Annotated in this window: 15 protein-coding genes, 1 pseudogene and 1 other annotated feature; of the genes and pseudogenes, 9 read left to right on the top strand and 7 right to left on the bottom strand. The window is 51.1% G+C overall.

Annotated features, from left to right (window positions below; all coding sequences use genetic code 11):
- Positions 1 to 129 precede the first annotated feature (129 nt).
- The 8 genes from thrS (at position 130) to ihfA (ending at position 7,302) form a co-directional block, all read left to right on the top strand.
- On the top strand, positions 130 to 2,058 hold the full coding sequence (gene thrS / locus Q3A88_RS15055; protein ID WP_014915262.1) for a threonine--tRNA ligase: 1,929 nt from the start codon (positions 130 to 132) through the stop codon (positions 2,056 to 2,058).
- 2 nt (positions 2,059 to 2,060) lie between these two features.
- Positions 2,061 to 2,603, top strand: a complete 543-nt coding sequence (gene infC, locus Q3A88_RS15050; protein WP_110162960.1) for a translation initiation factor IF-3 — start codon at positions 2,061 to 2,063, stop codon at positions 2,601 to 2,603.
- A gap of 95 nt (positions 2,604 to 2,698) precedes the next feature.
- Positions 2,699 to 2,896, top strand: a complete 198-nt coding sequence (rpmI, locus tag Q3A88_RS15045) for a 50S ribosomal protein L35 (RefSeq protein WP_010275699.1) — start codon at positions 2,699 to 2,701, stop codon at positions 2,894 to 2,896.
- A 43-nt stretch (positions 2,897 to 2,939) separates the two neighbouring features.
- Positions 2,940 to 3,296: a 50S ribosomal protein L20 gene (gene rplT / locus Q3A88_RS15040; protein ID WP_005968887.1), complete on the top strand. Its 357-nt coding sequence runs from the start codon at positions 2,940 to 2,942 to the stop codon at positions 3,294 to 3,296.
- 84 nt (positions 3,297 to 3,380) lie between these two features.
- Positions 3,381 to 3,507, top strand: a sequence feature (Phe leader region).
- A complete protein-coding gene (pheM, locus tag Q3A88_RS15035; RefSeq protein ID WP_106120997.1) occupies positions 3,387 to 3,431 on the top strand; it encodes a pheST operon leader peptide PheM in 45 nt (14 codons plus the stop codon). It overlaps the preceding feature by 45 nt.
- A gap of 108 nt (positions 3,508 to 3,615) precedes the next feature.
- Entirely contained in the window at positions 3,616 to 4,599 is a 984-nt protein-coding gene (gene pheS / locus Q3A88_RS15030) for a phenylalanine--tRNA ligase subunit alpha (protein ID WP_014915263.1), read from the top strand.
- 14 nt (positions 4,600 to 4,613) lie between these two features.
- Positions 4,614 to 7,001 (top strand): phenylalanine--tRNA ligase subunit beta, encoded by a 2,388-nt coding sequence (gene pheT / locus Q3A88_RS15025; protein ID WP_317178204.1) that lies wholly within the window; start codon positions 4,614 to 4,616, stop codon positions 6,999 to 7,001.
- A gap of 4 nt (positions 7,002 to 7,005) precedes the next feature.
- A complete protein-coding gene (gene ihfA / locus Q3A88_RS15020) occupies positions 7,006 to 7,302 on the top strand; it encodes an integration host factor subunit alpha (RefSeq protein ID WP_009112984.1) in 297 nt (98 codons plus the stop codon).
- Between the two features lie 61 nt (positions 7,303 to 7,363).
- On the opposite strand, the gene Q3A88_RS15015 is transcribed toward ihfA, so the two are convergent.
- From Q3A88_RS15015 to nadE, 4 genes are all read right to left on the bottom strand, one after another.
- Positions 7,364 to 7,789, bottom strand: coding sequence for a nitrous oxide-stimulated promoter family protein (locus tag Q3A88_RS15015; protein ID WP_317178203.1), 426 nt, complete (start codon positions 7,787 to 7,789; stop codon positions 7,364 to 7,366).
- Positions 7,790 to 7,924: 135 nt separating this feature from the next.
- Positions 7,925 to 9,643, bottom strand: a complete 1,719-nt coding sequence (locus Q3A88_RS15010; protein ID WP_039529355.1) for an ABC transporter ATP-binding protein — start codon at positions 9,641 to 9,643, stop codon at positions 7,925 to 7,927.
- A gap of 132 nt (positions 9,644 to 9,775) precedes the next feature.
- Positions 9,776 to 10,663 (bottom strand): aromatic amino acid DMT transporter YddG, encoded by an 888-nt coding sequence (gene yddG, locus Q3A88_RS15005; RefSeq protein WP_317178202.1) that lies wholly within the window; start codon positions 10,661 to 10,663, stop codon positions 9,776 to 9,778.
- Positions 10,664 to 10,746: 83 nt separating this feature from the next.
- Positions 10,747 to 11,571, bottom strand: a complete 825-nt coding sequence (gene nadE / locus Q3A88_RS15000; RefSeq protein WP_010275646.1) for an ammonia-dependent NAD(+) synthetase — start codon at positions 11,569 to 11,571, stop codon at positions 10,747 to 10,749.
- Positions 11,572 to 11,796: 225 nt separating this feature from the next.
- Between nadE and osmE the strand changes: the two genes are divergently transcribed.
- Positions 11,797 to 12,126: an osmotically-inducible lipoprotein OsmE gene (gene osmE / locus Q3A88_RS14995; RefSeq protein ID WP_110162956.1), complete on the top strand. Its 330-nt coding sequence runs from the start codon at positions 11,797 to 11,799 to the stop codon at positions 12,124 to 12,126.
- 146 nt (positions 12,127 to 12,272) lie between these two features.
- Here the strand turns inward: osmE and Q3A88_RS14990 are convergent, their stop codons facing one another.
- From Q3A88_RS14990 to paeX, 3 genes and pseudogenes are all read right to left on the bottom strand, one after another.
- Complete coding sequence (locus tag Q3A88_RS14990) at positions 12,273 to 13,667, bottom strand: L-cystine transporter (RefSeq protein WP_110162955.1); 1,395 nt, start codon at positions 13,665 to 13,667, stop codon at positions 12,273 to 12,275.
- Between the two features lie 240 nt (positions 13,668 to 13,907).
- Positions 13,908 to 14,414, bottom strand: a pseudogene (locus Q3A88_RS14985) (metal-dependent hydrolase); the annotation flags it as partial.
- Positions 14,415 to 14,494: 80 nt separating this feature from the next.
- Positions 14,495 to 15,448 carry a pectin acetylesterase PaeX gene (gene paeX, locus Q3A88_RS14980; protein WP_110162953.1) on the bottom strand — a complete coding sequence of 318 codons (954 nt, stop codon included), beginning with the start codon at positions 15,446 to 15,448 and terminating at the stop codon, positions 14,495 to 14,497.
- Positions 15,449 to 15,630: the final 182 nt, after the last annotated feature.

The raw sequence follows: 15,630 nt of genomic DNA, 5'->3' as shown, positions 1-15,630 counted from the left end.
CGCATCATGTGTATATATTTCACAGAGTAAAGAGAAATAGCATGGTTAACACTTTTGATTTTCAATTGATATACGATTTTTTGCATGTGAGCTTTCGTGTGGCTCACCACTGTAAATAAGGGAATTATAATGCCAGTTATCACCCTTCCTGATGGAAGTCAGCGTCATTACGACCACGCCGTTTCTCCCCTCGATGTTGCACTTGATATTGGTCCCGGTCTGGCAAAAGCCTGTATCGCAGGACGTGTCAATGGCGAGCTGGTTGACGCCAGCGATAAGATCGATACCGATGCGCAGTTAGCCATCATCACCGCTAAAGATGAAGCCGGTCTGGAAATTATTCGCCACTCCTGTGCGCACCTACTGGGCCATGCGATTAAGCAATTGTGGCCAGATACCAAAATGGCGATTGGTCCCGTTATCGATAACGGTTTTTACTATGACGTTGATATCGACCGTACCTTGACTCAGGAAGATATTGAGCTGCTCGAAAAGCGTATGCACGAACTTGCTGACACTGACTATGACGTCATTAAGAAAAAAGTCAGTTGGCAAGAAGCGCGCGATGCGTTCGCTGCACGCGGTGAGACCTACAAAATGGCGATTCTGGATGAGAACATCAGTCGTGATGATCGTCCGGGTCTGTATCACCATGAAGAATACATCGATATGTGCCGTGGTCCGCACGTACCGAATATGCGTTTCTGCCACCATTTCAAATTGCAGAAAACGTCCGGCGCTTACTGGCGTGGCGACAGCAAAAACAAAATGCTGCAACGTATCTACGGCACCGCATGGGCAGATAAAAAGCAACTGGCTTCTTATTTGCAACGTCTTGAAGAAGCGTCTAAGCGCGACCACCGCAAGATCGGCAAACAGCTTGACCTGTACCATATGCAGGAAGAAGCGCCAGGTATGGTGTTCTGGCACAACGACGGCTGGACGATCTTCCGCGAGCTGGAAGCGTTTGTACGCATGAAGCTGAAGTCGTACCAGTATCAGGAAGTAAAAGGCCCATTCATGATGGACCGCGTGATGTGGGAAAAAACCGGTCACTGGGAAAACTATAAAGAAGCGATGTTCACGACGTCATCAGAAAACCGTGAATACTGCATCAAGCCAATGAACTGCCCAGGCCACGTACAGATTTTCAATCAGGGATTGAAATCATACCGCGATCTGCCGCTGCGTATGGCTGAGTTCGGTAGCTGTCACCGTAATGAACCGTCAGGATCTCTGCATGGCTTAATGCGTGTGCGCGGCTTCACTCAGGACGATGCGCATATCTTCTGTACGGAAGAGCAGGTCCGTGATGAAGTGAACAGCTGCATCAAGATGGTGTATGACATGTACAGCACCTTCGGTTTTGAAAAAATCGTGGTGAAACTGTCTACGCGTCCTGAAAAACGTATTGGTAGCGATGAGATGTGGGATCGCGCTGAAGCCGATTTGGCGGCCGCGTTGACTGAAAATAACATCGAATTCGCCTATCAGCCGGGTGAAGGGGCGTTCTACGGCCCAAAAATTGAATTTACCCTGCATGACTGTTTGGATCGTGCGTGGCAGTGTGGTACGGTGCAACTCGACTTTTCATTACCGGGCCGTCTGAACGCGTCTTACGTTGGCGAAAGCAACGAGCGTCAGGTTCCGGTTATGATTCACCGGGCTATTTTGGGATCAATGGAGCGTTTCATCGGTATTCTGACCGAAGAATTCGCCGGTTTCTTCCCGACCTGGTTAGCCCCGGTTCAAGCGGTGATTATAAATATCACTGATAGCCAGTCTGATTATGTCAACGAATTGACCCGAAAACTGCAAGAAGCGGGCATTCGTGTAAAAGCAGACTTGAGAAATGAGAAGATAGGCTTTAAAATCCGCGAACACACTTTACGCCGTGTTCCCTATATGCTGGTTTGTGGCGACAAAGAAGTCGAGGCAGGAAAAGTTGCTGTCCGCACTCGTCGTGGTAAAGACCTGGGGAGCATGGATGTCAGTGAAGTCATCAGTAAGCTGCAACAAGAGATTCGCAGCCGTAGTCTTCATCAATTGGAGGTATAAGTATTAAAGGCGGAAAACGAGTTCAACCGGCGCGTCCTAATCGCATCAACAGAGAGATTCGCGCACACGAGGTACGTCTATCAGGCGTCGAAGGCGAACAGCTGGGCATCGTAAGTCTAAATGAAGCATTAGAAAAAGCCGAAGAAGCAGGTGTTGATTTAGTTGAAATCAGTCCGAACGCCGAGCCGCCGGTTTGCCGAATTATGGATTACGGCAAGTTCCTTTATGAGAAGAGTAAAGCTACAAAGGAACAGAAGAAAAAACAAAAAGTTATTCAGGTCAAGGAAATTAAATTCCGACCTGGTACCGATGATGGCGACTATCAGGTCAAACTACGCAACCTGATTCGCTTTCTTGAAGATGGTGACAAAGCTAAAATCACACTGCGTTTCCGCGGTCGTGAAATGGCGCACCAACAGATTGGTATGGAAGTGCTTAACCGCGTTCGTGACGATCTGAGTGAACTGGCAGTGGTCGAATCCTTCCCAACGAAGATCGAAGGCCGTCAGATGATCATGGTGCTAGCACCGAAGAAGAAACAGTAAGGCATTCAAGTAGCAAGACCGTACAACCTCTGTGTTGTACGGCTTTGTTCGCCTTATCTGATTCGTTTTATTAACAATGCGAAGTGGAAATAACAATGCCAAAGATTAAAACAGTACGTGGCGCCGCTAAACGCTTTAAAAAAACCGCAAGCGGTGGCTTTAAGCGTAAGCATGCTAACCTGCGTCATATTCTGACCAAAAAGTCAACTAAGCGTAAACGTCACCTGCGTCCAAAAGGTCTGGTCTCCAAAGGGGATCTGGGTCTTGTTATCGCATGTCTGCCGTACGCATAAGTAACCTTTTTTTAATTCAGAATAAGACTTTAGGAGAGAGCATATGGCTCGCGTAAAACGTGGTGTAGTTGCCCGTGCACGTCACAAGAAAATATTGAAACAAGCGAAAGGTTACTACGGTGCCCGTTCGCGTGTTTATCGTGTTGCCTTCCAGGCAGTAATCAAAGCTGGCCAATACGCTTACCGCGACCGTCGTCAACGTAAACGTCAATTCCGTCAGCTGTGGATTGCACGTATCAATGCGGCAGCTCGTCAAAACGGTTTGTCTTACAGCAAATTCATCAACGGCCTGAAAAAAGCCTCTGTTGAAATTGACCGTAAGATTCTGGCTGATATCGCAGTATTCGATAAGTTAGCGTTCAGCGCGCTGGTCGAAAAAGCGAAAGCAGCACTGGCGTAAGCCAGTTGAGAGAGGGAGCTTTGGCTCCCTCTTTTCGTCGAGCTCTACACTTTTCGTTTTTATTATTTATAAGACAAAGGTAACGCAAGTATGAACGCTGCTATTTTCCGTTTCTTTTTTTACTTTAGCGCCTGAATTCAGGGGGGCTTTGCGCGTAAGAAAAGAAACGAAAAGTAGCGCTTAAGCCTCCCCATAGGGAGGCTTTTTTGTTTACAATAATCGGTTTTTACTCTTGTTTTTAGTAACATTTATCGTTTTGAGTAAAACGACATTCTTCAATCATGACCGTTGGCCACATAGGCAGAAAAAGAGGAACACAATGCCACATCTCGCAGAGCTGGTTGCCAAAGCCAGAACAGCTATAGAAGAGGCTCAGGATGTTGCCGCACTGGAAAATGTGCGTGTCGAATATCTGGGCAAAAAAGGTCACTTAACCCTTCAGATGACCTCGCTGCGCGAGTTGCCGGCTGAAGAGCGCCCTGCGGCTGGTGCTGTCATTAACCAGGCTAAGCAAGACGTTCAGGACGCGCTGAATGCCCGTAAGCACATGCTGGAATCCGCTGAGTTAAATGCGCGTCTGGCGCAGGAAACCATCGATGTTTCCCTGCCGGGCCGCACCATTGAAAATGGTGGCTTGCATCCGGTGACCCGTACCATCGATCGTATCGAAACCTTCTTCGGCGAGCTGGGTTTTTCCGTGGTAACCGGGCCGGAAATCGAAGACGATTATCACAACTTTGATGCGCTGAATATTCCAGGGCACCACCCTGCGCGTGCTGACCACGACACGTTCTGGTTTGATGCTACACGCCTGCTGCGTACACAGACGTCTGGCGTTCAGATTCGTACCATGGAAAAGCAGCAACCGCCTATCCGTATCATCGCGCCGGGTCGCGTTTATCGTAACGATTACGATCAGACCCACACGCCGATGTTCCATCAGATGGAAGGGTTGATCGTCGATAAAGACATCAGCTTCACCAACCTGAAAGGCACGTTGCATGATTTCCTGCGTAATTTCTTTGAGGAAGATTTGCAGGTTCGCTTCCGTCCGTCTTATTTCCCGTTTACCGAACCGTCTGCTGAAGTGGATGTGATGGGTAAAAACGGCAAATGGCTGGAAGTCCTGGGCTGCGGCATGGTCCACCCGAATGTTCTGCGTAATGTCGGTATCGACCCAGAAGTGTATTCCGGCTTCGCGTTCGGTATGGGCATGGAGCGTCTGACGATGCTGCGCTATGGCGTGACCGATCTGCGTGCATTCTTCGAAAACGATCTGCGTTTCCTCAAACAGTTTAAGTAAGGCGGGTATACATCATGAAATTCAGTGAACTCTGGTTACGCGAGTGGGTAAACCCGGCGGTTGACAGTAAAACGCTATCTGAACAGATCACGATGGCAGGGCTGGAAGTGGATGGCGTTGAACCTGTTGCTGGCGCATTCCACGGCGTGGTTGTCGGTGAAGTGGTTGAATGTGGGCAGCACCCGAACGCAGACAAACTGCGTGTGACGAAAGTCAATGTCGGCGGCGAGCGCCTGCTGGACATCGTCTGTGGCGCGCCGAACTGCCGTCAGGGTCTGAAAGTGGCAGTGGCGACGGTCGGTGCCGTATTGCCGGGCGATTTCAAAATTAAAGCCGCCAAGCTGCGTGGTGAACCGTCTGAAGGCATGCTGTGCTCATTTTCCGAATTGGGTATTTCCGACGATCACGATGGCATCATTGAACTGCCAGCAGACGCGCCGATTGGCACAGATATTCGTGAGTACTTGAAGCTGGATGACAACGCGATTGAAATCAGCGTGACGCCAAACCGTGCTGATTGCCTCGGCATTATCGGTGTGGCGCGTGATGTGGCCGTGTTGAATCAGCTGGCGTTGAATGAACCGACTATTGAGCCCGTTGCTGCGACGATTCAGGATACCTTCCCGATTCAGGTCGATGCGCCGCAGGCATGCCCGCGTTACTTAGGCCGTGTGGTGAAAGGCATCAACGTTAAGGCGGCAACGCCACTGTGGATGCGCGAAAAGCTGCGCCGTTGCGGTATTCGTTCTATCGATCCGGTTGTTGACGTGACGAACTACGTTCTGCTGGAACTCGGTCAACCAATGCATGCGTTCGATCTCGACCGTCTCAACGGCGGCATTATCGTGCGTATGGCGACAGAAGGCGAAACGCTGACGCTGCTGGATGGCAACGAAGCGAAGCTGAACGCGGATACGCTGGTTATCGCTGACCAGCAGAGTGCGTTGGCGATGGGCGGTATCTTTGGCGGTGAGCATTCTGGCGTCAATGAAGAAACGCAAAACGTTCTGCTGGAATGCGCTTACTTCAACCCACTGTCGATTACCGGACGCGCACGTCGTCACGGTTTGCACACCGATGCGTCTCACCGCTACGAGCGTGGCGTCGATCCGGCGTTACAGCACAAGGCCATTGAGCGTGCGACTCGCCTGCTGATCGATATCTGTGGTGGCGAAGCGGGTCCGGTCGTTGATGTGACTAGCGAGGCAGATTTGCCAACTCGTGCAACGATTACGCTGCGCCGTGAGAAATTGGATCGCCTGATTGGCCATGTGATTGCCGATGAGCAGGTGAGCGATATTCTGCAGCGTTTGGGTTGTAACGTCGCGAAAACCGATGCAGGTTGGCAGGCGACGGCACCGAGCTGGCGCTTCGACATGGAAATTGAAGAAGATCTGGTTGAAGAAGTCGCGCGTATTTACGGCTACAACAATATTCCGAATATTCCGACCCAGGCTCCGTTGATTATGACCTCGCATCGCGAAGCGTCACTGTCATTGAAGCGCGTGAAGACATTATTAGTCGATCACGGCTACCAGGAAGCAATTACTTACAGTTTTGTTGACCCGAAAATTCAGGGATTAATCCACCCTAATGAAGCGTCGCTGAGCCTGCCGAGCCCGATTTCCGCAGAGATGTCGGTGATGCGTTTATCGCTGTGGAGCGGCTTGCTGAGCGCGGCGGTGTATAACCAAAACCGTCAACAAAGCCGCCTGCGCCTGTTTGAAAGCGGTCTCCGTTTTGTACCGGACACCAGTGCTGACCTGGGGATTCGTCAAGAGCTGATGCTGGCGGGTGTGATTACTGGCACGCGTTATGAAGAGCATTGGGATCTGGCGCGTCAGGCCGTTGACTTCTATGATTTAAAAGGCGATTTGGAAGCGGTACTGGCATTGACGGGCAAGTTGTCTGAGATTGAGTTCAAGGCCGAAAATAATCCGGCATTGCATCCAGGACAAAGTGCTGCTATTTATCTGTGCGGAGAACGCATTGGATTTATTGGCGTTATTCACCCAGAACTGGAGCGCAAGTTGGATCTTAACGGGCGCACCGTGGTGTTCGAATTGTTGTGGGATAAGGTCGCAGACCGCGTATTGCCTGAGGCGAACGAGGTTTCCCGCTTCCCGGCGAACCGTCGCGATATCGCCGTTGTGGTCGCTGAAAATGTCCCTGCGGGCGATATTTTGGCCGAGTGTAAGAAAGTTGGCGCAAATCAGTTAGTTGGCGTAAACTTATTCGACGTGTACCGAGGGAAGGGCGTAGCGGAAGGTTATAAGAGTCTGGCTATCAGTCTGACCCTGCAAGATACCACGCGTACACTGGCAGAAGAGGAAATTGCCGCTACCGTTGCAGAATGCGTAGCAGCATTAAAACAGCGATTCCAAGCATCCTTGAGGGATTGAACCTATGGCGCTTACTAAAGCTGAAATGTCAGAATACCTGTTTGAGAAGCTCGGGCTGAGCAAACGGGATGCCAAAGAGCTAGTCGAGCTGTTTTTTGAAGAAGTTCGTCGCGCTTTGGAAAATGGCGAGCAGGTCAAGTTGTCAGGTTTTGGCAATTTTGATTTGCGAGACAAGAACCAACGTCCGGGACGTAACCCAAAAACTGGCGAAGATATTCCGATTACGGCGCGCCGTGTGGTCACGTTCCGTCCGGGGCAAAAGCTAAAAAGCAGGGTAGAGAACGCCTCTCCCAAAGAGTAACAGAGTCACCCAAAAAAGGCCGCGCAAGCGGCCTTTTCCTATCTTATTCGCCTCATTTTACCTATTTCAACGTCGATTCTGTATCTGCTGGTGCCGTATGCTGCGAGGCTAAACGCGTTGCTCGTCCATTTGGCGTTTTTAGCGCTGCCTCTTTTTTCGGATAGTCCGGCACTGGCCGATGATCGTCAATTAAATGGCGTATTGCCAGAATCGGGTGGCGCAACAACATCCGCGGCCCTGACCAGCGCATAATCGCTTTGATCGCTTCACGTCGGGCGGGTTGATAGCAGTGAATGGGGCAATGCTTACACGCGGGTTTATCTTCACCGAATTGACAGCGTTCCAGACGCTTGATGGCGTAGTTGAATAAGTCTTTATGCTGCGCGTTATCGCCGGTTTCAGGATGATGCTTTTCATACAGTTCGATCATCAATCCGACGGTACGGATCTCCCGCTGTCGGTATTTTCCCAGGGTTTTTCTCGCCATGTGCGTCATGTCCTGATGAAATTATAATAGATGTATTTTAAATGCAATTTATTGCAAGGGGAACCACTGAAGTCACATCTATGTAGGAAAGCAGGGAGAAAAAGGCGAGGAGAACCTCGCCGAGGAAGGTCGTAATCAGGCCTGACCGAACTGCGCCTGATGTAATCTGGCATAGATGCCACTTTGCTCCAGCAGCACCTGATGGCTGCCTTGCTCAATAATGCTGCCGTTATCTACCACCACAATGCGTCCCGCGTTCTGTATGGTTGCCAGCCTATGGGCGATGATCAACGTGGTACGCCCTGCGGAAAGCTCGCTGAGCGATTGCTGTATCGCCTGCTCTGTCGCAGTATCCAACGCAGATGTCGCTTCGTCCAAAATCAGGATCGGCGGGTTTTTCAGGAAGATGCGCGCGATAGATAAACGCTGCTTTTGCCCACCCGATAATTTAACGCCTCGCTCGCCGACCACGGTGTCCAGCCCGTCAGGCAGATTTTCGATCAACTCATCTAACCGCGCACGTCGTGCGGCTTCCATGATTTCGTCATCGCTGGCATCAAGTTTACCATAGGCGATGTTTTCCCGAATGGTGCCGCCGAACAGGAAAACATCCTGCTGTACGATGCCGATTTGGCTGCGTAGCGATGCCTGCGTCATCTGGCGGATATCCATGCCGTCAATGGTGATGGCGCCGCTGGTTAAATCATAGAAGCGAGGAAGCAGGGAACAGAGGGTGGTTTTACCTGCGCCGGACGGACCGACAAACGCCACGGTTTCCCCTGCGCGAATCGACAGGTCAATATTGCGCAGAATCGGACGATCGGCAGAATACCCAAAGCTCACCTGATTGAACCGGATATCGCCTTTCAGCGGTCCGGCATCATGCGCATCGGGGGCGTCGGCAATCTCGGGAACGGTGTCGATCAGTTGAGTAAAGCGTTTGAATCCCGCAATCCCTTTGGGATAGCTCTCCAGCACCGAGGTAATTTTGGCGACCGGACGGAAGAACACTTCAATCAGCAACAGGAAGCCGATAAAACCACCGTAGGTGAGTTCGCCCTGAATTACGTACCAAATCCCGGCCAGCATTACGATAAGCTGTATCAGGCGCGTGCTGAGGTAGCTGAGCGTCATACTGGCGGTCATGATGCGATAGGCCTGCAACTTGGTACGGCGGTAGTTTTCGTTATCGTTGGAGAACAGTTTTTTCTCATGCGCTTCATTAGCAAACGCTTTAACGACGCGGATACCCCCAACGCTCTCTTCAATGCGGGCGTTGAAGTTACCAACCTGACCGAAGAGCTGACGCCATGTCTCCGTCATGCGAGCACCATAGCGGCTGACGAGAAACGTCATGAAAGGCACGATAATAATCGTCAGCAGCGCCAGATTCAGGTGAACCGTCGCCATCAGGATGAACGCACCGATAAACGTCATGATCGCGAGGAAGAGGTCTTCCGGGCCGTGGTGGGCAATTTCCCCGACTTCTTCCAAATCTTTGGTGACGTGGGTGATGATATGACCGGTCTTCATATTGTCGTAGTAACGGAACGGCAAATTTTGCAGATGCTCAAAGGCCTGCCGTCGCATGTCGGTTTCAATACCCACGCCCAGCGCATGTCCCCAATAGTTGACGATGGCCATCAGCGCGGTATTCAGCAGATATACGGCCAATAGTGCCACTGACGCCAACAGGATCAGCGACCAGTCCTGAGCGGGTAATAATTTGTCGATGAACGCTTTAATCGCCATCGGAAACCCTAATTCAAGCAGGCCAGCGATAATGGCACAGCCGAAGTCGAGGACGAACAACCCTTTGTAAGGGGAATAGTAGGAAAAGAAACGCCTTAACATGTGTGACTATTTTTTAGGTAACGGAATGTGGGGATGACTATAGCAGGTTAGCGTGAAGAATGTGACCGCGAGCAGATTAGGGTTTTTTATTGGACGGAAAATTTAGCCGAAAACCATGGGGATGGCTGTGGATCAGCTTGTGGGTGTACGTGTCGCATACCAGCAGAGCAGCGAGCCTGCCGTGACCATGACGACGCCTTGCCAGAATGATATAGCAGGCGTGATATTGAGCCAGAGCGCGGCCAATAGTGTGGAAAGCACGGGCGTGAAATAAGAGGCGGTTGCCAGCAACGTCAGGTTGCCATGCTGAATACCGATATTCCAGACGGAATAGGCTAATGCGGTCGATGTGCCCATAAAGAGCAGTTGCAGCGAACTTGGTAAGGTTAATGAAATCGTCCCTTCGGTACTGAAGGCGTACTGAACCCAGAGCAGGAGTGAGGCGACGAAAAAGAACAGCGAGACGCCACTTTTTCCCTGTCCGTAACGCCTGGTGATATTGCAGTAGAGCGCCCAGGTCAGAGCCGCAGAAAATGCCAGGCTGTAGGCCAGCGGGTTAGCTAAGATGTTGTTCCACAGGAGTTCTGGTGTCCAGTCGCTTTCTCCTTTCATAATCCACACGATGCCGCCTAGCGAGAGCGCAAGGCCGGGCCAGAGCAGGAAACGACTTTTCTGCTGATTGATAAAAAGAGAAAAGAACACGGTCAAACTGGGCCACAAATAATTAATCATCCCTATTTCTATCGCCTGCATGCGGCTATCCGCTAGCCCGATGGACAGCGACAGAAATATCTCGTAGCAGACAAACATCGCGCCGCCTGCGAACAAATAGACTCTGGGCAGCGTCTTAATGCGGGGAAAACCGTAAAAGGCCAATAGACACAGCGTGCTGGTGGAGTAAATCATCGCCGCACCGCCGATGGGGCCGAGTGCTTCTGTCAGGCTACGGATAAGCCCGACGGATGTGCTCCATAAAACGATCGCCAGTAAGCCTGTGAGCGTGGCGCGCTGTGACGTCATATTCATACCTGGTTATGAGGTCTGTGCCAAAGAAATCAAACCGGATGCCGTTATCTGCATCCGGTAGTGCTCATTGCGATGGTTTACCGCCAGAAGTCATCAAAAACGGTAATCGGCGGACGACGCTTGTGTTCAGTTTTGCGATACCAGTTTTCGATGATGGCCGCATCGTTAGCCTCGATCTGCTTGCCTTCCAGATAGTCGTCGATCTTTTCATAGGTGACGCCCAGCGCGACTTCATCGGGGAGAGACGGACGATCTTCTTCCAGATCGGCGGTAGGGGCTTTGGTATAAAGATGAGAAGGGCAGCCAAGTTCGCGCAGCAGCGCTTTACCCTGACGCTTATTCAACCGGAAAATCGGGTTGATATCGGTACCGCCATCACCGTATTTGGTGAAAAAGCCCGTTACCGCCTCTGCTGCATGATCGGTGCCGACGACAAGCCCAGCGTTCATGCCTGCGATGCTGTACTGCGCTTTCATGCGTTCTCTTGCTTTTTCATTGCCTTTTACAAAATCGGAAAGCTCCACGCCAATGGCGCGCAAGGTGGCTTCACTGGCTTCAATCGCCGGCTTGATATTGACGGTTAGTACGCGGTCTGGTTGGATAAACGCGATGGCATCCTGACAGTCGGCTTCATCCGCCTGCACGCCGTAAGGCAGCCGAACGGCGATGAACTGATAGCGAGAATTTCCGGTCTCATTACGTAATTCCGTGATAGCCGTCTGGCACAGTTTACCGGTCAGCGTAGAGTCCTGACCGCCGCTAATACCCAAAACTAACGACGTAACGAACGGGTGAGCATTCAGATAATTCTTTAAAAAATCAACGCTAACACGGATTTCCTGTGCTGGATCGATGCTACTTTTCACTCCCAGCGCAGTGATAATGTCGTTTTGTAATGACATGCCATCCCCTCTTGAACTTATTGATACTGCAAAAGAATTATTACGATACCCTGAGTGTAAAACGAATTGGCGTGAAGAAAAAGAATAAGCTGTCAGGTAGTCATTTTCCCTATAGATAACCGGTTTTTGACTATCGGCCAATATGTTACATCTCTGCGTTATGATTTGAAAAAGGGGTCGCCGCCGACTAGCCTTAGGGTGACCCATTAATAATGAGGTGATGAGATGAAGAATAACAGATTACTGATATGTATTGCGGCAGCTGGTGCTGTCATGCTGGCGGGGTGTTCGGCTTATAACAAGGCAGAAAGCTATGTCAATGAGCCTGTGGTGAAAGATGTGAAAGTGGGAATGACGAAGCAGCAGGTTCATCAACTTGCAGGTAGCGGAGTAGAAAAACGTCTGGTAAATGCCAAAGGCACCTGTAGCGATTATCTGCTGAAAAACCGTGATGGCACAGCGCAGAACTATTTCGTTAGTTACAACGAAACGGGCCATGTTCTCAATAAAGGCTTCCAGAGCTGCCAGGCTTACGATACTAACCCGCAGCGCTAACTAGCCCGATGGCACGATATCGTTATTAGAAAAGTGTCATAAAAAATGTCGGGACCGTTTTTCAACGTTGTGCAGTAACGGCCCATCATAAAAAAACGCCGATAGCATCAAGCCGTCGGCGTTTTCTTTTGTGCAGCAAATGTGGCTTAGCGGTTCGTCAACTCAGCATCATCCTGTGCGTTGAAAACCGTTTTGTCCGTTTGCTTCATCAACTGGCTGGTGACAGTACCGGCCGTCATAGACCCGCTGACGTTAAGTGCGGTACGGCCCATGTCGATCAGCGGCTCAATGGAGATGAGAAGCGCGACAAGCGTTACCGGCAGCCCCATCGCAGGCAGAACAATTAACGCAGCAAAGGTGGCTCCACCGCCCACACCGGCTACGCCAGCAGAACTGATGGTGACGATACCGACCAACGTCGCGATCCAGACAGGATCCAACGGGTTGATGCCGACCGTTGGCGCGACCATCACGGCCAGCATTGCTGGGTAAAGCCCCGCACAGCCGTTCTGACCGATTGTCGTGCCGAAAGACGCCGCAAAGCTGGCGATAGATTGCGGCACGCCAATACGGCGCGTTTGTGCCTCAATGCTGAGCGGAATTGTCGCCGCGCTGGAACGGCTGGTAAACGCGAACGTTAGGACAGGCCAGACTTTGCGATAAAAACGAGCCGGATTGATGCCTGTGAACGACAGGACCAGCGCATGGACGCCGAACATAATCATCAGTCCCAGATAGGACGCGACAACGAAGCTGCCCAGCTTGAGGATGTCTTGCAGGTTAGAACTGGCGACCATCTTGGTCATCAGCGCCATGACGCCGTAGGGGGTCAACTTCATCACCAGACGAACGAGCTTCATTACCCAGGATTGCAGCGTGTCAATGGCGGTTAAAACGCGTTCACCTTTGACCGCGTCATCTTTCAGCAGATGTAACGCCGCAACGCCAAGGAACGCGGCGAAGACGACGACGCTGATGATAGACGTCGGGTTCGCACCGGTCAGCTCAGTAAACGGGTTTTTAGGAATAAATGACAGGATAAGCTGAGGCACGTTAAGGTCAGCGACTTTACCAGCATAGTTGCTTTCAATCGCCGTTAATCGCGCGGTTTCTTGCGCACCTTGCACCAGCCCGGTCGCCGTCAGGCCAAACAGGTTAGTCACAAAAACACCGACCAACGCGGAAATCAGCGTGGTGATCAACAGGGTAGAAAGCGTCAGTAAGCTGATTTTCCCTAATGATGAGGCATTATGCAGCTTGGCAACGGAATTGAGGATGGAGATAAAGACCAGCGGCATGACGATCATCTGTAACAGCTGCACATAGCCATTACCCACGATGTTAAACCATGAAATGGACTGCTTAACAACCGGGTTGTCACCACCATAAATCAGATGCAGTGCCAGACCAAATAGCACCCCGACAACCAAACCCAGCAACACTTTCTTTGCCAGACTCCAGGATGGGTTACGGCTGGCGTAACCTAATCCGAGCAGTAATACGACAAATAGCAGAATATTTATGAGTAGCGGAAAATTCATCCGGCTTTGCTCCCTATCAGTGAATCGCGTCACGCTGCCCAGGATCTCGCGCGGTAGTGGAGATCGGCGGAGGGAGCGTGATTTTTTGCGATGAAAAATAACAAACGCGCACAGGATAGCAGGTCTTTTGCCATCATGTTACAGGGATATGTCTGACGGTAAGTAACGCTGTTACTTCACGTATTGAAAGAGGTAGGTTTGCGCGGACTGTAAAAAGCGAAATGACTGCTCATAGGTGCAGCAGTCCAGATTTTTTTGTGGCTGATACAGCGAAAAGCCGATACAGGCAAGACACAGAAAGCGTTCCAACTGATTGCCTTTTTGGCTGTTTAAAATCGGCAAGCGGAAACGCCAGCGACAGGGCCAGAGTAGAGGAACGCCAGAGGGCGTCAGCATATCCGCGAGAATGTGGCTCAGATAACCGACGATCATGGCATGGTAGGCATCGGTTGGAATCGGCCAGTCTGGCGGCAGGCGCGTCTGAATAAAGAAAATACCGGCAGCGATGGCAAGGAGACTGTGCGTAAACCCGCGATGACCAAAGAGGCGGGCAATGGGCGAAGAAAGCCACTTCAGGCGCTGCCCGAGGACGGATTTGGGGTGATCGATATCGGGCAGCAGCGCGGTAAGGAGTGCACCGGGAATAATGTGCCACCAGTCTCCGGTCGCCAGCGAAGGCGATAGCTCAACTTTCTTAGCCAGAATCGCGCAGGCAACAGAAAACAGCAGGTGTCCTTCCGCAGTCATGAAACTTCTCAAATAAAACTGTTATTTTATACAGTATAAGAGATTATCCCTGTCTGCGGAAGCAGTGACGGCGTAACGATTTATTTCGACGGTTCGTTACTTGCAGGTAAGACTCGCAGCCAATTGTCCAGCAACTGAGGCCAGGCTGCCGCTGGAAGTCCTTTGGTACCGCGCAGGCCGAAACCGTGTTTCCCCTTCTCAAACAGATGCATTTCGACGGGGATCTGTTTTTCCCGCAGCGCGCTGAACATCACCAGACTGTTATCAACCGACACTGACGGATCGTCAACGGCATGCACCAGAAACGTGGGTGGCGTCTGAGCGGTAACCTGTTTCTCTGGAGAATAACGCAGCACCTGCGCTTCCGTTGGCTGCTCCCCGATTAACTGCTTGCGCGAACCGGCGTGCGCAATATTCGCCTGCATTGAAATAACGGGATACATCAGCACCATGAAATCAGGGCGTGCGCTTACGCTGTCAATGGCATCCGTCGCGGGGTAAACGGACTGGGCGAAGCGGGTTCCCAGGCTGGCTGCAACATGACCACCCGCGGAGAATCCCATAATACCAATACGGTGTGGATTAATGTGCCACTTCTCGGCGTTGGCTCTCAGGGTTCTGATGGCACGTTGAGCATCTGCTAACGGGGCGTCAGCGCCTTCTTTATGGCCTTCTCCGGGCATGCGATAGGTCATCACGAACAGGGTATAGCCCTGTTGATTAAAGAACGGTGCCAAGTCGCTACCTTCCTTATCCAACACGACGCGCTGGTAAGAACCGCCAGGTGTAATGAGTAACGCCATACCATTGGGTTTCTCTGCCGGATAAACGGTAATTTCGGGGCTGCGAATACCGGTTGCTGCCCGATCGGGAAGAGAAGCATCTTTGCTCCGTTCGACCACTTGCGGCTGTGCCGTTGAAGAAGAGGCTCCCGGTGCTTCGCCGTGTGGCCAGACAGGAAAAACAGGTTGGGCGTGACTTAATCCATTTACAGACATCATAATGGCCCCGACAAGCAGAGAACGAACAATCATGATAGATCACCTGACAAAGGGAAGGAGGAGGGAAATTGTTGGGCGATGGTAAAAAAAATAGGGTAGCCATCACATCGGAGAAAAAATGACTACCCTGAACCGCAAACTTTAATAAAGAAATAACATTCATACACGAAGAGGGTAAATCAGACACAGCAATTTCAACAGCTAAAACGCATTTA

It is taken from the genome of Pectobacterium sp. HCp5_1 (assembly GCF_032905925.1).
Classification (GTDB): Bacteria; Pseudomonadota; Gammaproteobacteria; order Enterobacterales; family Enterobacteriaceae; genus Pectobacterium; species Pectobacterium brasiliense_A.
Note: the sequence above shows the minus strand (reverse complement) of the source record. Positions and strands in the feature narration are given on the sequence as shown.